The following is a 26,140-nucleotide window of genomic DNA, read 5'->3' as shown; positions in this document are numbered from 1 at the left end:
GCCTCACAGCACCTTCCGCTGCACCAGCGCCGACAGGACCAACGCCCCCGGCAGCAGCGGCACCCACACCGTCAGCACCCGGTAGCCCACGACCGTCGCCGTCGCCAACCCCGTCGGTGCGCCGAAGGCGGCCAGCGCGAACACCAGCGCCGCGTCCACCGGCCCGATGCCGCCGGGCGCGGGTACCGCCCCGACCGCGGTGCTCGCGGCCAGGAAGGCGAAGGCGACCTCCGTCCAGGACAGGGACAGGCCGAGCGCGGCGCCGACCGAGAAGATCACGCCCGCCTGGAGCAGCGGGGCCGCGGCCGCCCCGCCCCACAGGGCTAGGAAACGGGACGGACGGGTGTGCAGATGACGTACGTCGGTGAGGGCGGTGCGGACGAAGCCGCGTACCGGGCGGACGAACACCAGCAACAGGGTCGCGCCGACCAGCGCGAGGACCGCGGCCGCCACCGGCAGCAGCAGGGTCCGGCAGTCCGGCACCAGGTCGCCGAGCCGCAGCAGACCGGGGGACAGGACCACGAAGGCGACCAGCACCAACGTCTTCGCCACCGGTCTGACCAGCGAGTACAGGGCGAGCGAGGCGGTCGCACGGGGCAGCGGGACGCCCTGGCGTTGCAGGAAGCGCAGCGTCACCGCGTGGGCGCCGATGCTCGCCGGAAGGACGTGGTTGGCGGCGCCGGCGGCGAACTGCGACGCCAGCAGCAGCCCGGGCGGCAGCCGCTCCGGCAGGGCGCCCTGCCGCACGCACGCGGCGGACACCCAGCCGAGGAGGGTGAAGGCCACCCCGGCCAGCAGCCACCAGGGGTCGGCCGAGGCGAGCCGGGCGGCGCCGTCGGCCAGCGAGTGCCGATCGATCGCGGCCCACGCGCCGATCAGGAGCAGCGGCAGCAGGCTGAGCCCGGTGCGCAGCAGACGGGCGGGAACACGCGCGGGAGCGCTGGGCAGCGGGCGGGGCAGCTCTTCGAGCGGGAGCAGGGTCACGGCACACGTCGTCCTTCCACGTCGCGCCCGCGGGGAACGGGCGGAGGGGAGGCGGGGAGGGGAGCGGGGTGGTGCGGGTGAAGCGGGGACGAGCGAAACGTGCCCCGGCCGTGTGACAGCCGGGTGTCCGAGAGCCGAATCACCGGGGACGAGTCGCCGGATCCGTCATGCACACAGCAGTGATGAATCAAACAATCCATACCCATGTTGACTTCCGGCTGAACCAGCCAGAAGAATTCCCAAGGTGACCCATGCAGCGAACGCCCTCGAAGGCCCCCTCCTCCCGTCCGACCTGGACGAGGCGGCCCACCGCTGTCTCGTCGCCGGGTTCGACGGCACCACGACCTTCCCCGACACCCTGAAACGGCTGATCGACCGGGGCCTCGGCGGGGTCATCCTGTTCACCCGCAACGTGCGCGACGCGGCACAGGTCCGTGAGCTCACCGACGCGCTGCGGGCGCTGCGGCCCGATCTGCTGGTCGCCATCGACAACGAGGGCGGCGGCATCGGACACCTGGTCGCGGCGGACGCGCCCGAGGTCCCCGGCTCCTACGCCCTCGGCGTCGCCGACGACCCCAACCTCACCGCCCGCTGCGCCGACGCCCTCGCCGGTCACCTGGCGACCCTCGGCATCACCGCCTCGTACGCCCCCGTCGCCGACCTCCAGCACCGGCCGGACAACCCGATCGTGCGCACCCGCTCCTTCGGCGCCGACCCCGAGCTCGCCGCCCGCCATCTGCGCGCCTGGATCACCGCCACCGAAGGCCGCGGCATCGCCTCCTGCGCCAAGCACTTCCCCGGCCACGGCGGCACCGAGACCGACAGCCACCACGGCATCGCCGTCGACCCGCGGCCGTACGACGAACTCCTCGTCGACCTCGAACCGTTCCGCGCCGCCGTCGCCGCGGGTGTGCCGATGCTGATGAGCGCGCACGTCGTCTTCCCCGCGCTGGACGCCAACCGCCCCGCCACCCTCAGCCGCCGCATCCTCGGCGACCTGCTCCGGCACGACCTCGGCTTCGACGGCGTCCTGGTCAGTGACGCCCTGGAGATGAAGGCGATCGCGGATCAGTACGGGGAGGCGGCCGGGGCGCGGATCGCGCTCGCCGCCGGAGCGGACCAGGTGATCGTCGCCGTACCGGATCTGGAGGTCACGCTGGCCTGCCGGGACGCGGTCCTCGACGCGCTGCGCTCCGGGGTGCTGCCGGAGGAGCGGGTGCGGGAGGCGGCGGAGCGGGTGCGCCGGCTCGCCGAGCGGTACGCCACCCCGGCCGGAACCGTCGCCGCCTGGGACGCGGAGGCCGGCCTGGAGGCCGCACGCCGTGCCGTACGGCGGTCAGCGGGCGGCCGGGGTGTGCCGTCCGCCGTCCGCGGGGCCCATGTCGTCGACCTGTTCCCGCCGCCGCACCCCGCCCTCAACTGGGGCGGCGAGGACCTGCTGACCCCGGTCCTCGCCCTCGACCCCACGGCCGCCGGTACGGCCGTCACCGGCGAACCGGCAGACCCCGCCGCCCTCGTCGACGGCATCCTCAGCCGCGACCGGCCCCTCGTCCTCGCCACCTGCGACGCCGGACTCCACCCCTGGCAGGCCCGCCTCCGCGACGCCCTTCTGGCCCGGCGCCCCGACGCGATCCGCATCGACACCGGGCTGCCGGAGGACGGCGACCTCTGCTCGTACGGGCGAGGACGGGTGAACCTGCGGGCGGTCGCGGAGGTGCTGACGGGTGTCTAGGAGCCCGGCAGCAGCACTGTTTTGATCCCGCGGGCCGCCAAGTACCCGTCGTCCTCGGCCCGTTCGGCCAGTACGACGGCCGGACGGACCCCGCGCTCCCGCATCCGCATCCACGCCTCGAAGTACTCCCCGCCCGGCCCGGACACCGAACGGGTGCTTGGCGTGCACTCCAACACCAGTGCCATGTCACGGGGTTGGACGGTGTGCGGCTCCGCGACGGCTTCAGCCAGCGCCTCGGCGATCGGCTTCGGGCGGCCGGTCGCGTCGAACAGGCCCAGGGTGTACTCGAGTTCGGGGAAGTCCGCGAGCGAGCGGTCCACGTCGTGGGAGCACCACCACGTCACCCCCCACAGCCCCTCGCACTCGGCCGCGTTACGCACGGTCGCCCGCGCGAACTCCGGGGCGTCGGCCGCCGGGATGTGCGGCTCGGGCGCGCCCGTCTCCTGCACCCACACCGGACGCGCCGGATCGGTGGCGTACGCCTTCGCCAACTCCGTGCCGTACTCGGCGAGATGGTGCACCTGCGGGGAGCGCGGGCCGTAACGGCGGGCGCAGTCGCCGGAGAACACCCACGGGTGGACGGTGGTCAGATCCCCCTTGCGGGCCGAGGCCTCGGGGGTGAACGGGTGGTCGTCGCCGTACCAGGCGGCGTCGTACGCGGAGTGCGTGACCAGGCCGTGCGCGCCCAGCCCGTCGCGGGCGGCGGCGAGGAGCGTGTCCAGGTAGTGGTCGACCTCGGCCGGGGTCACCGGGTTGTGCTCGACCAGGTTGTTGAGCTCGTTGCCGAGCTGGAGGCCGATGAGGTGCGGGCGGCCGGCCAGGGCGCGGCCGAGGGTGCGGAGCAGGTCCGCCTGGGCCGCGATGGCGTCCGGGTCGGTGAACACGTTGCGGTGGTGCCAGCTGCGGGTCCACTCCGGGTAGAAGTCGAAGCTCGACAGATGGCCCTGGACGCCGTCCACCAGGACGTCGAGCCCGGCCTCGCCGGCCAGGTCGACGAGGTGCGCGAGCTGGTCGACCGCGGACGTGCGGATGTGCGTGCGGTTGGGCTGGAGCAGCGGCCACAGGTGGAACACCCGGACGTGGTCGAGCCCGAGGCCGGCTATCTGGGCCAGGTCCTCGCGGGCACGGCCCGGATCGAAGTCGTACCACGAGTGGAACCAGCCGTGGCGGGGCGTGTAGTTGACGCCGAAGCGGAGCGTACGGATGGGATCCTCCCCGGGCCGGGCCTTGTCCTGCGCGAATGTATCAATCACCATAGTCGGCGATGGGTAATGATTTGAACCAGGAAGCGGAAGTGGCACGGGACCTTCGAGGGGCGGAGCTGGTCGTCGGCCTCGACGCCGGTGGCACCCGCACCCGCGCGCTGCTCGCCCCCGCCCGTGCCTCGGGCGCCGAGGGCGGGCGGGTGCTGGGCGAGGGAGCGGGCGGGCCGGGCAACGCCCTGACTGTGCCGCCGGCGCAGCTCGTCGAGCACCTCGTCGAGGCGCTCGCCGCCGCCGTACCGGACTCGGCGCGCGCCAGGGTCGTCGCGGTCGCCGGCGGCTTCGCCGGCGCCACCTCCGCCTCACCCGACGACCCCGGGTCCGTCCGCGCCCGCACCGCGCTCACCGCCGCGCTGGACCGCCTCGGCATCCCGGCCGGGCGCCTGGGCATCTGGAGCGACATCGAAGCCGCCTTCGCCTCCGCCCCCGGCACCCCGGCCGACGGCCTCGCCCTCGTCGCGGGCACCGGCGCGGTCGCGATGCGCGTCACCGACCGCCGCGCCACGACCACCGTGGACGGCGACGGCTGGCTCCTCGGCGACGAGGGCAGCGGCTTCTGGATCGGCCGCAGCGCGGTACGGGCCGCGCTGCGGATGGCGGACGGGCGGGGCCCGGCGACATGGCTTGCGCTGTTCGTCGGGCGGGCGCTGGGGGTGCCGGGCGAGTGCCTGCCGTACGAGGAGGTCTCGTCGTACGACGGTGAAGGCGCCGAGAGCGACGGGTCGCACGCCCCCGAGGGCACTCCGCCCTTCAGGTGGCCCCCACTCCACCGCGAGGCCTACCGCATGCATCTCCTCCCCGCCGTCATGGCCGAACCCCCCATCCGGCTCGCCCGGTTCGCCCCGCTGGTGGCCGAAGCGGCACAGCGGCGGGACGGCGTCGCGGAGGCGATCCTCGACGAGGCGGCTGCCCATCTCGCCGACACCGTAAGGGCGTTGAAGCCGTGCCCGGACGAACGGATCGTCGCCACGGGCGGCCTCCTCGGCCCCGAAGGCCCTCTGACCTCACGGCTGCACACCCTCGTACCGACCCTCGACTGGGTCCCGGACGGCTGCCAGGGAGCCGTAGCCCTCGCTCGGCTCGACCATGGACGGCGCCTGTGACCACGTACCGACTCGACCACGGACGCCGCCTGTGACCACGTACCGCGACCCCGCCGCCCCCCTCGACGCCCGCGTCCAGGACCTGCTCGCCCGCATGACCCTGCGCGAGAAGGTCGGCCAGCTCAACCAGCGCATGTACGGCTGGGACGCCTACCGCCGCACCCCTGACGGCGGCTTCGAGCTCACCGACGCCCTCCGCGCCGAGACCGAGCGGTTCGCCGGACTCGGTGCCCTGTACGGACTCCAGCGCGCCGACGCCTGGTCCGGCGTCGAGCACGGCAGCGGACCGGGCGCCGAGGACGCCGCCGAGCTCGCCGACCTCGTCCAGCGTCATGTCGTCGAGAGCAGCCGCCTCGGCATCCCGGCCCTGTTCGTCGAGGAGGTCCCGCACGGCCTCATGGCCCTCGACAGCACGGTCCTGCCGGTCAACCTGGCCGTCGGGGCGACCTGGGACCCGGAGTTGTACGGGCGCGCCGCCGCCCACGCCGCCGCCGAACTGCGCGCCCGCGGCGGCCATGTCGCCCTCGTCTCCGCCCTGGACATCGCCCGTGACCCCCGCTGGGGCCGTACCGAGGAGTGCTTCGGGGAGGATCCGTACCTGGCCGCCCGTCTGACGGAGGCGCTGGTGCGCGGGATGCAGGGCTCGGGCGAGCTGTTCGCCCCCGACAAGGCCCCTGTCGTCCTCAAGCACTTCGCCGGGCAGGGGGCCACCGTCGGCGGCCGCAACTCCGCCGAGTCCGAACTGGGGCTCAGGGAACTGCACGAGATCCATCTTCCCGCCGCCCGTGCGGGCGTCCGTGCCGGGGCCGCCGCCGTCATGGCCGCCTACAACGAGGTCGACGGCATGCCCTGCTCCGGCAACCGCGCCCTGCTGACCGAACTCCTCAGGGAGGAGTGGGGGTTCGAGGGGCTGGTGATGGCGGACGGGCTCGCCGTCGACAGGCTGGCCCGCATCACCGGGGACAAGGTCTCCGCGGGCGCGCTCGCGCTCAACTCCGGTGTGGATCTGAGCCTTTGGGACGAGGGGTTCACGCACCTGGAGGAGGCGGTGGAGCGCGGGCTGGTGAAGGAGACGGTCCTCGACGCGGCCGTCGCCCGCGTCCTGCGCCTCAAGTTCCGCCTGGGGCTGTTCGATCGGCAGCAGAAGCCATCCGCCGCGCCCACCGGCGGCAGGACCCTCAGCCTCGACCTCGCCCGCGCCGCCGTCACCCTCCTCGCCAACGACGGCACCCTCCCCCTCGGCGCCGGCGTCTCCCGCATCGCCGTCCTCGGCCCCCAATCAGCCACCACCGCACACCAGTTGGGTGACTACACCGCCCCGCAGCCGCCCGGCACCGGCAGCAGCGTCCTCGACGCGTTGCGCCGCCTCGCGCCGCCCGGCGTCGACATCCGGCACGCCCGTGGCTGCGCCCTCACCGGCGACGACCTCTCCGGTATCCCCGAGGCGGTCGCCGCGGCCGCCGCCTCCGACCTCGCCGTGCTCGTGCTCGGCGGCAGCAGCGCCCGCACGCCGGACACCGACTTCGCCGCCAACGGGGCGGCCCTGAACGCCGTTTCGGAAATGACCTGCGGTGAGGGCGTCGACCTCGCGGGGCTGCGGATGGGCGGCGCGCAGTACGCGCTCCTGGACGCCGTCGTCGCCACCGGCACCCCCACGGCGGTCGTGCTGATCCAGGGCCGCCCGCACGTCGTCCCCGACACGGCGGGGGCACTGCTCACCGCCTGGTATCCGGGCCCCTGGGGCGGCGAGGCGATCGCCGAGGTGCTGCTCGGGCTCGCGGAACCCGGCGGCCGGCTCGCCGTCTCCGTCCCCCGCTCGGCGGCCCAACTCCCCGTCTACTACAACCACAAGGACACCGAGTACGGCGGTTACGTGGACGCCGACGCCGGGCCGCAGTTCTCCTTCGGGCACGGGCTGTCGTACACGAGCTTCGCGTACGGGCCGCCGAGCGCGGACGGCCGTACTGTCACCCTCGATGTCACCAACACCGGGGAGCGGTACGGCCGTTCGGTCGTGCAGGTCTATCTGCGGCGACTGATCGCCACCAGCTGGCCGCGCACCCTCGAACTGTGCGCGTTCGAGGGTGTCGGTCTCGCGGCGGGGGAGCGACGCACGGTCACGCTGACGCTCGACGGTGAGCTGACGGGCCTGGTGGAGCTCCGGGTCGCCGAGTCGGCGCGGGCGGCGCTCAGCGCCGTACCCGTCCGGCTCGACCTCAGATCTTGACCGCTCCCGAGGACACGCCCTTGTAGAACCACCGCTGCGTGATCACGAACAGCACCAGGACCGGGATCACGGAGATCACCGAACCGGCCATCACCATCCGCTGGTCGTAGCCGAACGACGACGACTGGAGGCGGGAAAGGCCCAGCGTGAGCGTCATGTTGCCTTCCGAGCGCAGCACGATCAACGGCCACAGGAAGTCGTCCCAGGCGCTGATGAAGGTGTTGATGACCACCACCATGATCGCGCCCCACGCGGACGGCAGATACAGATAGCGGAAGCGCTGCCATTCGTTGGCGCCGTCCAGCATCGCCGAGTCCTCGATCTCGCGCGGGACCGCGAGGAACGCGCCGCGCATGAGGAGGACGTTGATCGCGCCGACGAAGCCGGGCAGCCAGACACCGGCCAGACTGTCGACCAGGCCCAGGTCACGGATGCTGATGAACAGCGACACCATGATCGACTCGAAGGGGAACATCATCGAGGCGATGAGCACCACCCAGACCGCCTTGCGGCCCTTCCAGCCGGGCTTGGAGAGCATGTAGCCGGCCGTGGTGGAGAAGACGAGCTGGCTGGTGATCGACAGGGCGACCACGATCAAGCTGTTCCTGATGTACGACCACACCGGCACCTGGTCGAAGACCGTCCGGTAGGCGCGCAGGGTCGGGTGGTGCGGGAGCAGGGTGGCGTTCGCGCCGAAGACGTCCTCGCTCGTGCCCTTCAGGGAGGCCAGCAGCTGCCAGAGCAGCGGGCCGACCGTGAGACCGAGGACGAGGAACAACAGCAGGTAGCGGACGACGAGTTCGCGGGGCCTGCCGTAGTCGCGCCAGCGGGGCAGCAACCGGCGGCGCTTGTCCAGGGCCGTCGTCGTCACGACTCGTCCTCCTTCGTCAGGCGCTGCGCCAGCAGGGTCAGCCCCAGCGTCAGCGCGAACAGGGCCACGCTGACGGCCGAGCCGTAGCCGGCGTTGCCGGTGATGGGGTCCAGGCCGACGTCCCGGATGTAGAACGGCAGGGTGCGGTCGGCGCCGCCGGGGCCGCCGGTGGAGCTGCCCAGCATGTAGATCTCGGTGAAAACCCTCAGCGAGCCGATGCCGGTCAGGGTGCCGACGAGCATCATGGCCTGCCGTACGCCGGGGATCGTGATGTGCCAGAAGCGGCGGACCGCGCCGGCGCCGTCCATCTGCGCCGCCTCGTGCAGCTCCTTGGGGACGTTCCCGAGGGCGGCCAGGTAGAAGACCATGTACCAGCCGAGGCCCTTCCACAGGGTCAGGCCCATCGCGGACAGCAGGATCAGCCACGAGTCGGACAGGAACGGGATCGCCGACCTGATCAAGTGGGCTTTCTCCAGCCAGGTGTTGACCAGTCCGTCGTCCGCGAGCAGCCACTGCCAGCTCAGGCCCACGACGACGCTGGAGGCCAGCACCGGGGTGTAGAAGGCGGAGCGGAAGAAGCCGATGCCGGGCAGGTTCTTCTCCACCAGCACGGCCAGCATCAGCGGCAGCAGCACCATCAGGGGGACGACGATGACGGCGTACAGGATGCTGTTGCGGGTCGCCAGCCAGAAGTCCGAGTCGTCGAGCATCCGCGTGTAGTTGTCGAGTCCGACGAAACTCGCGGCGCCGCCCAGGGGTTTGGCGTTCGTGAACGACAGCAGGACGGTGTTGAGGAACGGGAACACCCCGAACACCACCGCGCAGACGATCGCGGGCGCCGTCCACAGCCACGGTAGCCACCAACGCCGGTACATCGCGGCCCCGTTGGCTCCGGCGGACGGGCCGGGCAGCAGGGCGCGGAGGCGGGAGGGGGCCGGGCCCGGCAGGGACGTCTCCGTACCGGGCACCGGAACCGGCTTCGTGATCTGAGCCGTCACCGTCAACCCGCCTGCTTCAGCAGCTCGTTCGCCTTCTCCTGGGCGTCCTTGACGGCCTGCTCGGGGCTCTTCTTGCCCTGCATGGCCAGCTGCACCTGGGCGACCATCGCGTTCTGCACGGCCGGGGAGAGGTTGGTCTGGTTGGTGCTGGCCGTCTTGAGCTGGTCGGCGACGAGCTTGCGGGCCTGCGAGAACGGGTCGCTGCCGGTGGCGTTCTGGAAGAACGGGTCGTTCAGCGAGTCCGTGGTGGTCGGGAAGATCACCACGTTCGGATCCTTGCACCAGGCCGTCTGGTTCTCGGCGTTGGTGAGGAACTCCGCGAACGACAGTGCCGTGGGCGCGTTCTTGCTGGTCGCGGCGACCGATATGTACTGCGGGGCACCGGCGGAGGCCCGGCCGAGCGCGTCGTAGGGCTGCTGCCCGACCGCCGTCTTGTCGTAGATCGACGGGCTGTTCTGCTTCACGAACCGCACGAAGCTCGGGTTCGTCGAACCGTAGGCCACCTTGCCCTGGCTGTAGAGCGTGGAGGGGTCGTTGCTGGAGGACAGCGAGTCCTTCGGCATCGCGCCGGCCTTGTACAGCTTCGCCATCCAGGCCACCCACTGGGCGGTGCGCGGGTCGTCGGCGAAGACGGCGGACTTGCCGTCGTCGGAGAGGATCTTGATGCCCATCTGGTCGAAGTCGGACGGGATGCGCCAGACCGGGTTGGCCATGGTCGCGTAGAACTTCCCGTCGCCCGCCTTGGCGACCTTCTCGTAGTCGGCGAACAGCCCGAACAACGTGGTCGGCGGCTTCGCCGGGTCGACACCGGCCTTCTTCAGCAGGTCCTTGTTGTACGTCAGGACGACACCGCCGGTGTACCAGGGCAGCGCGGTGTGGATCGCCTTGCCGTCGCCGTCCTTGAAGACGGCGGTCTTCCAGAACGACGGGACGAACGGCTTGGAGGCGGCCGGGTCTTTGGTGCCGACGTCCAGCAGATAGCCGGCCTTCGTCAGGGCCGTCGCCGTCGGGGCGTTGACGTTGATGACGTCCGCCAGCGTGCAGGCCTGCGCGTCGGCCACCGTGCGGGTGGTGAAGGTGTTGTCGCCGGGGTCGTCGATCCACTTGACCTCGGTGCCGGGGTGGGCCTTCTCGAAGTCGGCGATCACGCCGTTGAAGAAGTCCCCGAAGTCTTTCTTCAAGTTGGTCGTCTGGAAGGTGATCTTGCCCTTCACCTCCCCGCTGAGCTTTCCGGTTCCGACGTTGCCCTTGTCGACCTTGCAACCGCCGGCGGTGGCGTCCCCGTCCCCGGAACCGCCGCCCGACAGGCCGCACCCGGCGGCCGTGAGCGTCAGCACCACGAGACAGGCAAGGGATCCGGTCAGTCTCTTCGCACGCATGAACTGTCCTCTCGGCTGGTTCAAATCACCAACTTGGACTCCGATTGATGAAAAGGTGGACCAGAATTCATCGGAGGTCAATGGTTTGCCGTGTTGCGTTTGGATGCCGTTCTCGCGGCCGAGCCGGTGTCGGCTCAGTGCCGGTGTTCGTGGTCCGGGTGCGAGGGGTCGCCCGGGTGCTCGTGCCCCGGGGCGTACTCCACGCCCACGCGGGCCTGGTCCAGCCAGTCGAAGAAGGCGCGCCTGCCGGCGGCGCGGCGCAGCTCCGCGGTGATGGCGGCGCGGGCGTGGTCGTACGGCACGAAGTCCGCGTCCGTGGCGCCGTGGAAGGGGTTCACGCCGCGTCTGAGGGCGTCCGGGGTGAGGAAGCGGTCGCGGTTGCGGGTGTAGTACTCCCAGGCTGCTTCTTCGGGGATGAGCTGCTCGCGTTCCAGTTCGGTGAGGAGGGTGCGGGCTGCTGGGGAGTGGGCCAGGGCGGTGGCGACGATGCTGCCCAGGTCGGCGACGTCGGGCCCGGCGATCGAGAGGACGAGGGCGGGGGACACCTCGGACGGGGGTTCGAGGCCCCGGTCCGCACAGGCCCGGCGGGCCAGTTCGTCCGCGACGACGACCTGGGTCGCCCAGCGACGGCGTTGTCGTTCGGCTCGCGCCAGGGACTCGGGACGGGTCTCGCGGTCGCGGGGCGGGACAGCTCGCAGCAGGGCATCCACCCGCGCCTTCGGAATGGCCTCCCCCCGTACCACGGCGGCCTCATGTTCCGTCACCGCGTCACCTCCAGCTCCACCGCCTCCGTATAAGCGACACAGCCGTTCCATCCGACCTTTGCCATCAGCCAGTACGAACCCGGTGGGATCGATGAGCCGTCCACCTCTATCGCGCGCTCCAACCGCTCCCCGCCCGGCACGGTGAAGCCCTGGAGGCCCGGTCCGACGCCCGCCCAGGTGCCCCAGGACGAGACCGCCCACAGCTGGCCGCTGATCGCGCCGCGCGTGGTGTTGCGCAGGGTCACCGGCACACGGACGCGTTCGCCCCGCCGTACGGTGATCCGCTCGGCGCCCAGGGTGCACATCAGCGTCGGTCCCGGCGGTGGTCCGCCCGGGACGTCCAGGGCCACCACGTCCTCGTACGTCTGTCCGCCGTACGTCAGCCGGGCCGACAGCCAGTGTCGGCCGGGCTCGGGGTCCGGGGGCGGGGTCACCGTGACCTCGGCCAGGGAGAAGCCGCCGGGGCCCAGTGCGTACGGCAGTTCGGCGGGCTCCGCCTGCCAGCCCGGCGGCACCTCGAAGGTCACCGTGCCCGACACCGAGGCGTCGGTCAGCTCCGAGGCGATCCGGACCGTTGCCGTGACCGGGGCGGAGGCGGTGAGGGCGGTGGGGGAGACGTACACCGTCACCGGCATGTTGCCGCGCGGCGCGGGGCCGGAGTTGTGGAGCCAGTAGCGGGTGTGGACGGGCTGGGCGGGCTCGTGGGCCGCGATGCCCGGGTCCGCCGAGACGGGTGGCGTCTCGCCGGGCGTGGCCAGGATCGTCGCCACCTCGAAGCCGTTCAGGGGGACGTCCAGGACGCCGGTCGCGTCCGGTGTCAGCGGTTCCCCGGGAGTTTCCAGTACGTCGGCCCGGGCGCCCTCGGTCCAGGCGAGCGGGCCTCGGACGCGTGCCCGGACCTCCCGTCCGTTCACCTCGTGCATCCGGACCACGATCCCGCGTGCCGGGTCCGCCCGCTCCACGCTGCCCCGGGCCAGCGGCGAGCCGGCCGGCTTGAGGGCGTCGAGGAGGACCTCCCCCGCGGGCTCCAACCCCAGCAGCGCGCCCTTCCTGGGCAGTACGGCGTCCTCGGCCTCGGTGCGCAGGCGGGCGGTCAGCGGGTGGTTGAACTCGTGGCCCCGGGCGGGGAGTTCGCCGTCTCGCCAGTCGCCCTCGCCCGCCACGACGGCGTACTCGAAGGTGTGTGACCAGCGTTGGAGCTGGAACGCGGACCCGTCGGGGGCCGTGCGGCGGGGTGGGTCGACCCAGATGCCGGACGGCCAGCCCGTGCAGGAGCGCATGAGGGACATGTAGAGGTCGCCGGAGGAGGTGACCACGCAGCCCGGCGTGCCCCGGTTGAGGACGGCGAAGCTGCGGCCGTCCCAGGCGTCGCCCGGCGGCAGGGCCTCGCCGCCGCCCGCCGCAGTGGCCGTCACGGTGAAGTCGTCGAGGTCGGCGATGAGCGCGTCGACCGCCTTGGCGCCGTCCCCGGTGTCCGCGACCACCAGCAGCGGCAGCCGCTCCAGGTCCCGCAGATCCGCCCCCGGCACCCACTCCTCGCGCAGCGAGGCGCGCGGCGCGACCCATACGGCGGCCACCCCCGACTCGGCCAATTGGCGCCGGAGTTCACGTCCGGCGGCCGGGTCCATGGCGAGGGCCTCGGCGACCACCGAGTTGCGGTCGGGGCCGCCGACCGCGATGCGGAGGTCGGGCAGGTTGGAGTCGACCTCCAGGTCGCCGTAGCGGGGGCCGCCCGCGATGGTCGAGGTCGCGGTGACCCCGGCGCGGACGAGGGCCGCCGCGAGCGGGGCGCCGAGCTCACCGGCCGTGTCCCAGTCGTCGTACACCAACTCGGCGACCCCGACGGCCCGTTGGCCCAGCAGCGTGCCGGAGTCGTCGTGCACCGCGACCCGCGCGGTCGAACCGAGCCCGAACCAGGTGTTGGCCGGGTTGTCGAGCGTCCACGGGAACTGCTCGCTGTCCACCTCCACGAACCCGAAGCCGCGCCCGATCACCGCGTCCGCCACCTCGTGCACCGGCAGCCCGCCGCGCACGTCGGACGGCCAGCGCACCCGGATCAGCCGGTCGGCGCCGTCGTAGCCGTCGACGGTGGTGGAGACGTCGAGCCGGTCGACGCCCTTCCACAAGGTGAGTCGCTGGGTGTAGCGGAAGAGGCCGAGGTCGGCGCGGACGGTGATGCGCTGTCCGGCGGGCGAGTGCTCGACATCGATGTCAGCCGTGACATCCCTGCTGCGGGCGGCGGTGGTGCCGGTCGGGGTGAGATGCCAGGGGCCCTCGCCGAAGCGCGGGTGCCTCGAGTACTCCTCCTGGACCACGAGTTCGTTGCCGATGTCGCCGGCGCGCAGCAGCTCGCGGCCGCCCTGGCGCAGACTGCTGACGCCGCCGCCGCGCGAGGGGTCGACGCTCACCTCGTAGAACTCGTTCCGGATCGTCGTCCCCTCGCCGGGCGCCCAGCCGCCGACCGAACCCTCGGCGAGCGGCAGCGTCTTGAGGCCGAGGCCCGGTACCTCCGGTACGACGACCCGGAGTTCACCGTTCTCCTCCCGTACGGCGGGCAGCGGCAGACCGGTGTCGTCCAGGGGGACCATCCCCGGGTAGGCGACGGCGAGCACGTCCCGCCGCTCCCGGGTGGCCGCGTTGAAGACCACCAAATCCTTGTCCGACCCCGGAAGTTGGGCCACCCTGCGGGCCAGCGCGTCCGTCGCATCGGCGTGCACGGCTTCCGCCAGGTCGTACAACTCCCGCCAGCCGGTGAGCAGGTCGATGTACACCTGGTCCGACTCCGAGCCGGTGATCGCGTCGTGATGGGCGCCGTAGATCAGCTGCCGCCACGCCTTGTCCAGCGCCGCGTCCGGGTAGGGGTGCCCGGCGACGAGGGAGGCGAGGGTGGCCCAGGCCTCCGCGTCGGCGAGGAGCGTCTCGCCGTACCGCTGGGCCTGCTTGGTGTCGATGTAGGAGACGTCCTTGCCGGTGTAGACCGGGTTCATGTCCCGCGTCTGCGGCGAGGCCCTGCGCCCCTCCGCCTCCAACTCGGCACGTACGGCGGCGAAGAAGTCGCGCGGGATCGCGCTGACGAACCTCGGCCAGACGTACCGCTCGTTCCAGTCCCGGTGGATGCCCATCACCCACCGGCACGGCGGCGCGTAGTCCCCACCCACCGGAAGCAGAACGTTGCGCGTGAGCGCGACCTTCTTCAGACCCCGGAACAGCTTGAAGGCGGCCTGTTCCGCTTCCGGCAGGGTGGGAGCGTTGTCGATGGCCCAACCAGCGCCGTAGTGGTTGACCATGTAGGCGGTGAGGATGCCCCGCCCCGAGGGGGCGATCCAGTCGAACTCCGCCGGGAACTGCATGCGTTGGGGATCGCGCGGCTCCTCGCCGAAGACGGAGAGGGTCGGCCCCCACTGGTGGAACGGGCCGCGCGCCCAGGAACTCGACGTGATCCCGGCGTCCGCCATGAGCCCCGGGAACTGCGGATCGTGCCCGAACGCGTCGAGCTGCCAGGCGGTTTCGGGGGACGCCCCCATGACCCCGCGCTGGTATCCGTCGCCGTACAGCGCGTTGCGTACGGTCGCCTCGGCGCCGGTGAGGTTGGTGTTCGGCTCGTTGTAGGTGCCGCCCATGATCTCGACACGGCCGGTGCGGATCAGCTCGCGCAGGAACGCGCGCTCCTCCGGGAAGGCGTCCCAGTACGGCTTGAGGTAGTCGACCTCCGCGAGCACGAAGGTGTACGCCGGGTCGCGCCGCGCGAGATCGCAGTGGGCGCGCACCAGGCTCATGCCCGACTGGCCGCGCGAGTCGAAGGTGCGGGCCGGCAGCCCGGACGAGGCCGGGTCGTCGGCGACGTCCCAGGTCTCGGTGTAGGCGGCCTGGGTGTTCCACCAGACGGGGTCGTAGTGGAAGTGGCTGACCATGAACATGGTCCAGCCGGGCTCGGCGGCGGTGAACGGGGCGGTGCGCCGGGCGGTCTCGGAGTCGTCGGTCGCGGTCACCGTGACGTGCTCGCCGTCGCCGGTCACGGGTATCTCGGCGCGTACGGTCCCGTCCTCGCCGACGGTGGCCAGGATCTCCCCGACGCTCCGCACGCCCGGGCCCTCGGCCGTGAGGCGGACCTGGCGGCCCGGGACGTGCTCGATCTCCGCGACCACCACCTGGTACGGCTGCTCGGCGGTGCCGACGAAAAGCTCGGTCGACTCGACAGAGGTGACGCGCATGGGTCTCCTACGAGGATGCTCGGCGGAGCCCCATCCTGGCATCGCGAGGATGATTCAAACAACCATCTTCAGTTATGTCTGGTGGTTCATCCATGCAAAACCGGCTCGACCCGATGGGGTCAGCGGCCCCGCCGACCCTTGACCGCGTGCTGCGGAATGATGTGGTCGGTCAGCGCCAGCGAGGCGCTCGCCCGCTGGTACGACAGCTGCGCGACCCGGACGTACAGGCAGTCGAGCAGCACCAGGACCGAGTGCCGGCCGCCGATGCCGGTGAGGAAGTTGGTCTCCGACGCGGACGAGATCAGCCGGATGTCGGCGGACCTGGCCAGCGACGAGCGCGGGTCCGAGGTGATCGCCACGGTCGTCGCGCCGCGCTCCTTCGCCAGCTCGAACGGCTCGACCGTCTCCCGGGTCGCCCCGGAGTGCGAGATACCGACGGCCACGTCCGCCGGGGTGAGCAGCGCGGCGGACGTGGTGGCGCCGTGCACCTCGGTCCAGCCGCGCACCGCGCAGCCGATCCGGAACAGCCGGGTCTCCGTCTCCTGCGCCACGGCTCCGCTGCCGCCGACCCCGTACACGTCGATCCGGCGGGCCCGCGCCACGGCCTGCGCGGCGCGCTCGATCGCGTCGAGGTCGATCCGGTCGATGGTCTGCTGCACCGCGCGCAGATCCGCGTTGCCCACCACCTGCACGACCCGCTCCAGGGAGTCGTCGGGGGAGATGTCCGGGCCGATCTCGGCGGTGCCCCAGTCGGAGACCTGGCCGCGGCCGCGCTCCTGGGCCAGTTCGATCAGCAGGTGCTGGTAGGAGTCGAGTCCGATGGCCCGGCAGAAGCGGGTCACCGTCGCCTGGGAGGTGCCGGTGCGGCGCCCCAGTTCGGCGGCCGAACAGTGGGTGACGGCGGCCGGATCCTCCAGGATCAGCTCGCCGACCTTGCGCAGGGAACCGGCCAGCCGGGGCAGCTCGGTGCGGATCAGTGTGGTGACGTCCGTCGGGGGCATGGGAAGAAGGTATCAGCCACCGCCTGAGCCCCTCCTTGAATACCAGGACCGAATCGGACGACCGAACCGGATCGAATCGACGGCGATTGAACGTGGTCGCCCCTGTGTGATTTATTGATTCACCGGTGGAGATGCATAGGGTGGTTCAATCCATCAGTGGGGAGTGAGTGTCACGTGTCCGTCGCGTCCGTCAGCGCCCAGGGCTTCGCCCAGCAGAGCCTTGCCGTCCTTCAGCAGATCACCCAGTCCGCCCACGACGACGTGGCCCGCGCCGCCGGACTCATCGCCGACTGCGTCCGCGCCGACGGCGTGATCCAGGCCTTCGGCACCGGCCACTCGCAGGCCATGGTCCTCGAAGTCGCGGGCCGGGCAGGGGGGTTGGTCCCGACGAACCGCCTCCAGATCGCCGACCTCGTCCTCTACGGCGGCGACGACCCCGCCGTCCTCGACGACCCGCTCCTGGAACGCAGCCCCGGCATCGCCGCCCGCCTCTACGACCTCGCCGCGCCCCGCCCCGAGGACCTCTTCGTCATCATCTCCAACTCCGGCGTGAACAACGTCATCGTCGAGATGGCCCTGCACGCCAAGCAGCAGGGCCACAAGATCCTCGCCATCACCTCCCTCACCCACACCCACGCCGTCCCGGCCGGCCACGCCAGCGGCAAGAAGCTGGTCGACCTGGCGGACGTGGTCCTCGACAACGCGGCCCCCCGCGGGGACGCGTTGCTGGAGTTGCCGGGTGGGGGTGCGGTGTGTGCGTTGTCGACGTTGACGGGGGTTCTGTTGGTGCAGATGGCTGTCGCGGAGGCGTCGGCGTTGATGCTGGCCTCGGGAGAGCGGCCGCCGGTGTATGTGTCGGCCAATGTGCCGGGTGGGTTTGAGGGGAACCTGGAGTTGGAGAAGCGGTACGCCGGGCGGATTCGGCGTACCGCCAGTTAGGGGGCGTCGTGGATTGGCTGCGGGCCGGTGGGGGCTGGGCGCGCCCCGCGGCGGAGCCGCATATCGACACAGCCCCGCGCCCCTAGGGTGTTGCCCTCGCCGTCACTTCACAGGTACTGGAGTCAAGGCCACCGCAAGCGGATAGGCGCCGGTCTTGAATGCCGTACCGGTGTTGCCTGTTCCTGTATCCACCGGTACCAACTCGTTCCCGTCAGCCGTCGTCACGTACGCCGTCTCGCCGCTCCAGTCCAACCCCACGTCGAACGCCGACCTCCCCACCGTCACCTTCGTCCCCGGCGCGCCCGTCACCGTGTCCACCGGTGTGACGTAGTCCCCGGTGCTCGGGCTCACCCACAGGGTCCTGCCGTCCGGTGACAGGCCGAGGCCGTACGCCTGGCCTGTGACGAGGAGGGTCGGCTCGGTGTCGTTCGTCGTCGTGTCGATCGGAGTCACCGTCGAACCACCCGAGTTGGACACGTACACCGTCTTCCCGTCCGGCGCGGCGACCACGTTGAACGGCCGGGGCCCGACCGGGATCGCGGCACCCGCCTTCTTCGTGGCCAGGTCGACCGGGCTGACCGTGTTGTCGTGGATGTCGGCCACGTACAGGGTCCTGCCATCCGGCGTGATCGCCATGTTCTCAGGGCCGTCGCCCACCGGGACCGGCGTGCCCGCGGTCAGTGTGCCGGTGTCCACCGGCTGGACCGTGCCGTCCGAGTAGTTGGCCACCCACAGCGTCCCGCCGTCCGGCGTCAGCGCGAGCCCCGCCGGCACCCGGCCCACGGCCACCGTGGCGGTGACGGAACCGCTCGCCACGTCGATCACGCTGACCGTGTTCGAGCCCTGGTTGGCGGCGTAGGCGGTACGCCCGTCCGCACTGACGACGACCTCGCCCGGATTGGCACCGACGGAGATGTTCTTCGTCGTGCCGGAGCTCAGGTCGATCGAACTGACCGACGCACCACTGAAGTTGGCCGTCAGGGCTCGGGGTGTGCCGCTGCCGTCCGTGACCTGGACCGGTATGGCCCGGTCGAGGACGCCCGTCCCCGACACCACCACCGAGTGCACGCCCTCGCTGACGCCGGTCAGGGTGACGGTCACCGAGGCACTGCCTCCGGCCGGGACCGTCGCCGTGCCCTCCGCCGGGGAGGCGGTGATGCCGTCCGGTACGTCGAGCTTCCAGCTGACCGTCCTCGCGGACGCGTCCGAGAACCGCAGCGTGACCTCCTGGGAGGCGCCCGGCTTCAGGGAGAGGGAGCCGGGGGAGAAGGCGGCGTCCACGCCGGGGTCGGGCGCGTTCTCCAGCATCGTCGTGTAGAGGAACTGGTCCATCACACCCGGCGACACCTGCTCCGGAATCGCGTCCAACTCCTTGCGCTGGGCGCGCAGTTGGCTCCAGTACGTCGACACCGCGTTGCTGTCGCCCGCCTTGTGGGCCAGCAGCAGATCAACGGCCGTCTCCCCCGCCGTGCCGTAGCGGCCCAGCTTGTCCAGCCAGGCCGAAGTCTCCGACAGGAAGCCGGGGTTCGCGAGACGGGCGCGCAGTTCGGCCGGTGTCGCCGCCATGTCCGTGAAGTACGAGCGGAGGGCGGCGGCGGCCCGGTCGAGGCCGCTGTCCTTCTCGTACGCCTTGCGGAACGCGGCGATGAGTTTGCTCAGGGTCGGGGACTCGGTCGTGTCCAGCTGGGAGGAGTAGTTGTTCTCGGCGAAGATCCGTAGCCATTTCGCGGCCGGTCCTCCGACATCCTGGAGGGAAGCCAGGAACGCCTTCTGCGGGTCGTAGGCCTCCGGGTTCCAGAGGTAGGCCGCCGACGTGAACAGGGCCAACTTGCTCGCCTCGCCCTGGACCATCGGGTTGGCCGTCACTCCGGTCGCCGCGCTCGCCACGCCGGGTTCGCGGCCGGTGTAGGGGCCGAGGAGGAGACGGCTGGTGACGTAGTCGTTGACCGGGTAGTTGTCCCAGATCAGGATCGGGTGGCCGAACACCTCGCGGGCCTCGGTGACTTGGGCCGTGGTGATCGTCGGTGCGATCACGCCCACGCCGGTCCACTCCACGACCACGGACGGGTCGAGCTTCTCGCGCAGGGCCGTCTTGTAGGGGGAGTCGGCGAGGTCGGAGTACTCGGTGGGGACCATCTCCAGTGGTTCCAGGCCCGGGTGGTCGGCCGAGAAGCCGGCCCACGCGGTGTTGAGGAGATGCGCCTGGGCCGCGCCCGCCGCGCCGCCGCCCGTACCGAACTTCGCCTCGTCCTCGGGGCAGTTCCACTTCGTGTAGCTGATGTCGTCCAGCGGGACCGCGAAGGAGCGCACCCCGATGGCGTACAGCGAGTCGAACTTGCGGGTGAGGGCGGCGATGTCGGCGGCGGAGGAGTAGCAGACCGACAGGCCGGGGGAGAGCGCGTAGGTGAAGCGGACGTGGTTGGCGGCGGCCCGGTCCACCAGCTCCTTCAGCCGGGCGAGTTCGGCCGCCGGGTACTCGTCGCGCCACTGGGCGCGCAGATACGGGTCGTCCTTGGGGGAGTAGACGTACACGTTCTGCTTGGTGCGGCCGTAGAAGTCGAGTTGGGAGAGGCGTTCAGCGTGCGTCCAGGGGGTGCCGTAGAAGCCCTCGATGACGCCGCGCAACGCGGCGGTGGGCCAGTCCCGGATGGTGACCTGCGGCAACTCGCCTCGCCCTGCGAGGAGTTGGCGCAGGGTCTGGGCGGCGTAGAAGGTGCCCGTGGCGTCGGAGCCGGCCAGGGCGAGGAGCGTGCGACCGTGGGTGCGGCCGGAGGCGAGGGCGTAGCCGCCGGAGGGGAGTCCGTGCGGGGAGCGGGCGCCCAGGCGTTTCAGGGTTTCGGTGGTGCCGGGGCCGTCGAGGTAGACCGTGAAGGCGGCTGACGCGGGAGGCTTGGTGACCGTGTCGATCCGGTCGGCGCCGGCGGCGCGCAGTGCGGACTCGACGACCTTGCGGGCCGAGGGGTCCGTGTCCGGGCCGACGACCTCCACGACCCGGTCGGGGACCGTGAACCGGCCGGGTCCCGACTGCATGCTCTGAGGTTGCGGCCACACCACGGGCTTCCGCGGGGCGGCCGAAGCCGTGCTGGTCAGGGACGGAGTGGTGGTGAGACCGGCGGCCATCAGCAGCACGGCGGCCACCCTCGCTGATCTCATCGAGCGTCTACGAAAGGTGAATTCATCCACCGAGTGAGTGTATAAATGCCGATTGATTCATTCAATGGTGGCGCTTGAATCATCCAGCGGTGGCAGCGTCGGCAATCTTGACGGCGAGGATGTTACCGGTAACATTTCTTGGCGTGCTGCGAGAAACCCGTGTAGTCGAAGCCCCGGTGTTCAGCCCGGCCGCCGTCGTCGCCTCCTGCGTCGGCTTCGTGCTGATCGGCGTGCTCCAGGCCCTGTACGGCCCGGCGATCCCCGCCCTCCGCGAGGAGTTCGGGCTGTCCCCGTCCGCCGCCGGGCTGGGGCTGAGCGCGCACTTCGTCGGCGGGGTGGGCGGGGTGCTGCTGTTCGACCGCTGGTTCGGGGCGATCGGCAACCGGCGCATCCTCGGGGCCTCGTATCTGCTCATGGCCGTGGGCGCGGCCGGTTTCGCGCTCGCCCCGCAGTGGCCGCTCGCCCTCGCCGCCGCCCTGCTCGCCGGGCTCGGCTTCGGCGGTATCGACTACGGCCTCAACCAGCTGTTCGCCGTCGGCTTCGGCCACCGCTCCACCGCGATGCTGAACATCCTCAACGCCCACTTCGGTGTCGGCGCGATCCTCGGTCCCGCCCTCATCGGCGCAGTCGGCGCCGAGCACTATCCGGCGGTGTTCCTCGTGTTCGCGCTGGTCAACCTGCCGTTGCTGCTGTGCCTGAAGGGCGTACGGGACCGGGCGCCGCAGCCGTCCGAGGGCGCCTACGACTCCGGTGGCGTCCTCGGCCGCAGTCTCGCCTCCGTGCTCGGCGTCTTCGTCGCCCTCTACGTCCTGCACGTCGGCATCGAGGCGGGCGTCGGCGGCTGGGAGCCCACCCATCTGGAGACCGTCGGCTACGGCGCCGGGGCCGCCGCCACCGCCACCTCCGTGTACTGGCTGATGATGACGCTGGGCCGGTTCCTGGTCGCCCCGATCGCCCTCAGGTACTCGCCCCAGGCCATCATCACCGTCTCCTGCACCGGCATGACGGTCTGTCTGATGCTCGCGTCCATCAGCGACTTGGCGCCCTACGCCTATGCAGGCGTCGGCCTCTTCATCGCGCCGATCTTCCCCACCGGTCTGCCCTGGCTGCACCGGGCCGCCCCGCGTGCCCGGCGCGCCGGCGCCCTGGTCATCGCCGCCTCCATGGTCGGCGGCGTGGTGGCCGGACCGGCGCTCGGCAAGGCCATCGAGTGGTCCGGCGTCGAGGCCGTACCGCTGCTTCTCGGGGGTGTCTCGGCGCTGTGCCTGGCCGCGACGCTCTGGCTCATCCGCAGTACCCGATCCCCCTCGCACTGATTCCACGCGTACCGATTCCATGTGTACTGAAGGGAAGTCCCGCATGTCCGCGCTCACGACCACGTCCGACGGATTCCTGCTGCACGGCGAGCCGTTCCGCATCGTCTCCGGCGCCATGCACTACTTCCGCGTCCACCCCGACCAGTGGGCCGACCGGCTGCGCAAGGCCCGTCTGATGGGCCTCAACACCGTCGAGACGTACGTCCCCTGGAACGCCCACCAGCCCGATCCCGACGGCGAGTTGGTCCTCGACGGCATCCTCGACCTGCCCCGCTATCTGGCCCTTGCCCGCGAGGAGGGCCTCAACGTCCTGCTGCGCCCGGGCCCGTTCATCTGCGCCGAGTGGGACGGCGGCGGCCTGCCCGGCTGGCTCACCTCCGACCCGGACATCGCGCTGCGCAGCTCCGACCCCCGCTTCACCGCCGCCATCGACCGCTACCTCGACCTGCTGCTGCCCCCGCTGCTCCCGCACATGGCGGCGCGCGGCGGCGCCGTCATCGCCGTCCAGGTGGAGAACGAGTACGGCGCCTACGGCACCGACACCGACTACCTCAAGCACCTCGAACAGGGCTTCCGGGACCGGGGAGTCGAGGAACTCCTCTTCACCTGCGACCAGGTCAACCAGGAACACCTCACCGCGGGCAGCCTGCCCGGCGTCCTCACCACCGGCACCTTCGGCGGCAAGGTCGACGCCGCCCTCGCCGAGCTGCGCACCCACCGGCCCGAAGACCCGCTGATGTGCGCGGAGTTCTGGGTCGGCTGGTTCGACCACTGGGGCGGCCCGCACCACACCCGCAGCGCCGCCGACGCCGCCGCCGACCTCGACCGGCTGCTGTCCGCGGGTGCCTCCGTCAACATCTACATGTTCCACGGCGGCACCAACTTCGGCTTCCACAACGGCGCCAACCACCACCACACCTACAAGCCCACCGTCACCTCCTACGACTACGATGCCCCGCTCACCGAGTCCGGCGACCCCGGCCCCAAGTACCACGCCTTCCGCGAGGTCATCGCCCGCCACGTCCCCGTACCGGACGAGCCGGTCCCGGCACCCTCCCCCAAACTCGCCCCGCTCGCCGTCGAGTTGGACCACCGCGCCCCGCTGCTCCCGAACGCCGCCACCCTCGCCACGCCCCTGCGCACCGAGAGCCCGGCGATGATGGACGAGCTCGGCCTCGCTTCCGGCTACGCCCTCTACCGCGCCGTCCTCCCCACGGCGGGCCAGGGCCTGCTGCGCTTCACGGGCGGCGTCGGCGACCGCGCCCAGGTGTTCATCGACGGCGCCCCCGCCGGCGTACTCGAACGCGAACGTCACGACGAGACCCTGCCGGTCCACGTGCCCCGCGCCGGCGCCACCCTCGACGTCCTCGTCGAGAACATGGGCGGCGTCAACTACGGCCCCCGCATCGGCACCCCCAAGGGCCTGCTCGGCCCCGTCACCTTCAACGGCGCCGGCCTGCACGGCTGGGACTGCCACCCGCTGGCCCTCGACGACCTCACCGCCGTGCCGTTCGCACCCTCCGACGCGGCCACCGCCTTCGAACCGGCCTTCCACCGGGGCACCTTCGAGGTCACCGAACCCGCCGACACCTTCCTCGCGCTGCCCGGCTGGACCAAGGGCCAGGCCTGGATCAACGGCTTCCACCTCGGCCGCTACTGGAACCGCGGCCCCCAGCACACCCTGTACGTCCCCGGCCCGGTCCTGCGCGCCGGCACCAACGAGCTGACCCTGCTCGAACTGCACGCCACCACCGCCACCCGCGCCCAGCTGACCGACACCCCCGACCTCGGACCGGTGAACCCCTGATGCCGCACCACCACCTGCGCGTCCCCGCGGCGCCCGCACCCCCGCTCACCGGTCATCTGCCCTTCGCCGACGCACCGGGCGTCCCCGACCCGATCGAGGTCACCAGCCGCTACCTCACCCGCGGCGGCCGCCCCTGGTTCCCGGTCTCCGGCGAGTTCCACTACACCCGGTACCCGGCCGCCGAGTGGGAGGAGGAACTGCTGAAGATGAAGGCGGCCGGCGTGACGGTCGTCGCGAGCTACCTCATCTGGATCCACCACGAGGAGACCGAGGGCCGCATCCGCTTCGACGGCGACCGCGACCTGCGCCGCTTCGCCGAACTCTGCGCCCGCCACGGCCTGGACTGCATCCCGCGGATCGGCCCCTGGGTGCACGCCGAGGTCCGCAACGGCGGCCTGCCCGACTGGGTCCTGGCCCGCGACTGCGCACCGCGCACCGACGACCCGGCCTACCTGGACGCGGTACGCCCCTGGTACGCGGCGATCGCCGAACAGCTCGACGGCCTCGACCGCGCCCACGGCGGCCCGATCGTCGCCATCCAGATCGAGAACGAGCTGTACGACCAGCCGGGCCACCTCCTCACCCTGAAGCGCATGGCCCAGGAGGCCGGGCTGAACGCCCCCCTGTGGACGTCCACGGCCTGGGGCGGCGTCCAACTCCCGCCCGACGAACTCCTTCCCCTCTACGGCGGCTACACCGAGACCTTCTGGACCGAGGCCGACGGCGGCTGGCCCGACACCTGCCGCAAACACTTCTTCTTCACCCATCAGCGCGACGACGAGGGCATCGGCGCGGACCTGCGCCCGCTGAACGCCGTGCGCGGCAGCGCGCCGGATGCCTTCGCCGACCGATTCCCCTGGGCCACCTGCGAGTTGGGCGGCGGCATGGCGGTCTCCTACCACCGGCGGCCACGCGTCGACGCCGCCGACATCGCCGCGCTCGGGCTCACCAAGATCGGGTGCGGGTCGGTGTGGCAGGGGTATTACATGTTCCACGGCGGCACGAACCCGGTCGGCGAGCTGACGCCCCTTCAGGAGTCCCACGCCACGGGGTATCCGAACGACCTGCCCGTGCTGACGTACGACTTCCAGGCGCCGCTCGGCGAGTACGGGCAGTACCGGGCGACGTACGACGAACTCCGGTTGCAACACCTGCTGTTGGCCGACTTCGGACATCTCATCGCGCCGATGGAGTCCGTGCTGCCTACGGAGCAGCCGCGGGGGCAGGACGATCGGGAGACGTTGCGGTGGGCGGTGCGCGGGGATGGTACGTCCGGGTTCCTGTTCGTCAACAACCATCAGCCGCATGAGCCGTTGCCGGACCATCCTGGGACGTCGTTCAGTGTCGCTTTCGCGGATGGGGAGTTGAGCTTCCCGTCAGTGCCGGTGACCGTGCCGTCAAGCGCCTCGTTCTGCTGGCCGTTGCGGCTGGACGTGGGTGGGGTGCGGGTGGAGTGGGCCACGGCTCAGCCTGTGTGCACGGTGGCGGACGGTGCCCGAACTGTGCTGGTGCTGGCTGCCGTTGACGGTATCGATCCTGAGGTTGCGCTGAGTGGTACCGCTTCCGTCTCGGCTCCGTCCGGGGAGGTCTCGTACGTCGATGGGCGGGCTCTGGTCACTGGGCTGCGGGCCGGGACCGATGCGCTCGTCGAGGTGGAGACCGTGGGTGGTGAGCGGGTGGGGCTGCTGGTGCTGGATGCGGCTACGGCTCGTACCGCCTATCGGGGTGTTCTGTGGGGCGCCGAGCGGTTGGTGCTCGCGGACGGTGGGGTCGTCTTCGACCGGGATGAGATGCGGGTGCACAGTGCCGTCGGGCGGCCGACCTATGCCGTGTTCCCTTCGCCGAGGGACGGTGGGGTGCGGGACGGGGTGTTCACGCGGTTCGTGCTGGGGGAGCAGGGCGCTGTCGGGGACGCTGCGGTTCGTCTCGTTCGGGCTGCTGGGACTGCGCCAGAGCCGGTGACCGGGGTCATGGGGCGGGCGAGTGTGCCGGAGGACAAGTGGTTCGAGACGGTGGCGGCCGAGTATGTGGTTTCGCTGCCGGATGACGTGCCGAGCGGGACCTTGTTGCGGATTCACTGGGGCGGGGATGTGGGGCGGGCGTATGTGGGGGACGTCCTTGTCGCCGATCAGTTCTTTTCCGGGCGGGTGTGGGACATCGGGCTGGATCGGTTGCCGGTGGGGGAGCTGACGGTGCGGATCCTGCCGGGGGTTGACGGGGACGGGGGTGTGTATGTGGCGGAGGGGCGTCGTACTACGGCGTTCGTCGAGCGGGCGGAACTTGTGACCATTCGCCGTTGGGCTGTGCGGTGAGCTGTCGGGTGCGGGTTCGTCGTGGCTGGTCGCGCAGTTCCCCGCGCCCCTGAAGCGGCGTTCCGCCGCCGTATGCTGAGG

Annotated in this window: 16 protein-coding genes; 7 read left to right on the top strand and 9 right to left on the bottom strand. The window is 71.4% G+C overall.

Going from position 1 to position 26,140, the window contains the following annotated elements; genetic code table 11:
- Nucleotides 1-3: 3 nt before the first annotated feature.
- Nucleotides 4-984 carry a lysylphosphatidylglycerol synthase transmembrane domain-containing protein gene (locus IQ210_RS20905; RefSeq protein ID WP_194080584.1) on the bottom strand — a complete coding sequence of 327 codons (981 nt, stop codon included), beginning with the start codon at nt 982-984 and terminating at the stop codon, nt 4-6.
- 244 nt (nt 985-1,228) lie between these two features.
- On the opposite strand from IQ210_RS20905, the gene IQ210_RS20900 reads away from it, so the two are divergent.
- Entirely contained in the window at nt 1,229-2,716 is a 1,488-nt protein-coding gene (locus tag IQ210_RS20900) for a glycoside hydrolase family 3 protein (RefSeq protein WP_194080583.1), read from the top strand.
- On the opposite strand, the gene IQ210_RS20895 is transcribed toward IQ210_RS20900, so the two are convergent.
- Entirely contained in the window at nt 2,713-3,972 is a 1,260-nt protein-coding gene (locus tag IQ210_RS20895; protein WP_194080582.1) for a glycoside hydrolase 5 family protein, read from the bottom strand. The two genes, IQ210_RS20900 and IQ210_RS20895, sit on opposite strands and share 4 nt — an antisense overlap.
- Nucleotides 3,973-3,980: 8 nt before the next feature.
- On the opposite strand from IQ210_RS20895, the gene IQ210_RS20890 reads away from it, so the two are divergent.
- Nucleotides 3,981-5,081 (top strand): N-acetylglucosamine kinase, encoded by a 1,101-nt coding sequence (locus IQ210_RS20890; protein ID WP_194080581.1) that lies wholly within the window; start codon nt 3,981-3,983, stop codon nt 5,079-5,081.
- Entirely contained in the window at nt 5,065-7,308 is a 2,244-nt protein-coding gene (locus IQ210_RS20885; protein WP_194080580.1) for a glycoside hydrolase family 3 N-terminal domain-containing protein, read from the top strand. The genes IQ210_RS20890 and IQ210_RS20885 overlap by 17 nt, the downstream gene beginning before the upstream one ends.
- Here IQ210_RS20885 and IQ210_RS20880 read toward each other — a convergent pair.
- From IQ210_RS20880 to IQ210_RS20855, 6 genes are all read right to left on the bottom strand, one after another.
- Nucleotides 7,298-8,179: a carbohydrate ABC transporter permease gene (locus IQ210_RS20880; RefSeq protein WP_194080579.1), complete on the bottom strand. Its 882-nt coding sequence runs from the start codon at nt 8,177-8,179 to the stop codon at nt 7,298-7,300. The genes IQ210_RS20885 and IQ210_RS20880 overlap by 11 nt on opposite strands.
- Nucleotides 8,176-9,177 carry a carbohydrate ABC transporter permease gene (locus IQ210_RS20875; RefSeq protein ID WP_194080578.1) on the bottom strand — a complete coding sequence of 334 codons (1,002 nt, stop codon included), beginning with the start codon at nt 9,175-9,177 and terminating at the stop codon, nt 8,176-8,178. The genes IQ210_RS20880 and IQ210_RS20875 overlap by 4 nt, the downstream gene beginning before the upstream one ends.
- A gap of 2 nt (nt 9,178-9,179) precedes the next feature.
- Nucleotides 9,180-10,556, bottom strand: coding sequence for an extracellular solute-binding protein (locus tag IQ210_RS20870; protein ID WP_194080577.1), 1,377 nt, complete (start codon nt 10,554-10,556; stop codon nt 9,180-9,182).
- A gap of 134 nt (nt 10,557-10,690) precedes the next feature.
- Nucleotides 10,691-11,320, bottom strand: coding sequence for a peptidyl-prolyl cis-trans isomerase (locus IQ210_RS20865; RefSeq protein ID WP_194080576.1), 630 nt, complete (start codon nt 11,318-11,320; stop codon nt 10,691-10,693).
- Entirely contained in the window at nt 11,317-15,531 is a 4,215-nt protein-coding gene (locus tag IQ210_RS20860) for a glycoside hydrolase family 38 N-terminal domain-containing protein (RefSeq protein ID WP_194080575.1), read from the bottom strand. The genes IQ210_RS20865 and IQ210_RS20860 overlap by 4 nt, the downstream gene beginning before the upstream one ends.
- 119 nt (nt 15,532-15,650) lie before the next feature.
- On the bottom strand, nt 15,651-16,532 hold the full coding sequence (locus IQ210_RS20855) for a MurR/RpiR family transcriptional regulator (protein ID WP_097270098.1): 882 nt from the start codon (nt 16,530-16,532) through the stop codon (nt 15,651-15,653).
- Nucleotides 16,533-16,706: 174 nt separating this feature from the next.
- Here IQ210_RS20855 and IQ210_RS20850 point away from each other — a divergent pair, with 174 nt between their 5' ends.
- Entirely contained in the window at nt 16,707-17,471 is a 765-nt protein-coding gene (locus IQ210_RS20850) for a sugar isomerase domain-containing protein (protein WP_194080574.1), read from the top strand.
- A gap of 102 nt (nt 17,472-17,573) precedes the next feature.
- Here the strand turns inward: IQ210_RS20850 and IQ210_RS20845 are convergent, their stop codons facing one another.
- Entirely contained in the window at nt 17,574-20,624 is a 3,051-nt protein-coding gene (locus tag IQ210_RS20845; RefSeq protein WP_228048104.1) for a beta-N-acetylglucosaminidase domain-containing protein, read from the bottom strand.
- A gap of 143 nt (nt 20,625-20,767) precedes the next feature.
- On the opposite strand from IQ210_RS20845, the gene IQ210_RS20840 reads away from it, so the two are divergent.
- Genes IQ210_RS20840 through IQ210_RS20830 form a run of 3 tightly spaced genes read left to right on the top strand, consistent with a single transcriptional unit; the run spans nt 20,768 to nt 26,059 of the window.
- Complete coding sequence (locus tag IQ210_RS20840) at nt 20,768-21,940, top strand: MFS transporter (RefSeq protein WP_322656389.1); 1,173 nt, start codon at nt 20,768-20,770, stop codon at nt 21,938-21,940.
- 43 nt (nt 21,941-21,983) lie between these two features.
- On the top strand, nt 21,984-23,747 hold the full coding sequence (locus IQ210_RS20835; protein WP_194080572.1) for a glycoside hydrolase family 35 protein: 1,764 nt from the start codon (nt 21,984-21,986) through the stop codon (nt 23,745-23,747).
- Nucleotides 23,747-26,059 (top strand): beta-galactosidase, encoded by a 2,313-nt coding sequence (locus tag IQ210_RS20830; RefSeq protein WP_194080571.1) that lies wholly within the window; start codon nt 23,747-23,749, stop codon nt 26,057-26,059. Before IQ210_RS20835 ends, IQ210_RS20830 begins: the two co-directional genes overlap by 1 nt.
- Nucleotides 26,060-26,140 lie beyond the last annotated feature (81 nt).

Origin of the sequence: Streptomyces justiciae (assembly GCF_015163075.1) — a bacterium.
Classification (GTDB): Bacteria; Actinomycetota; Actinomycetes; order Streptomycetales; family Streptomycetaceae; genus Streptomyces; species Streptomyces justiciae.
This window is presented reverse-complemented; position numbering and strand designations above follow the sequence as displayed.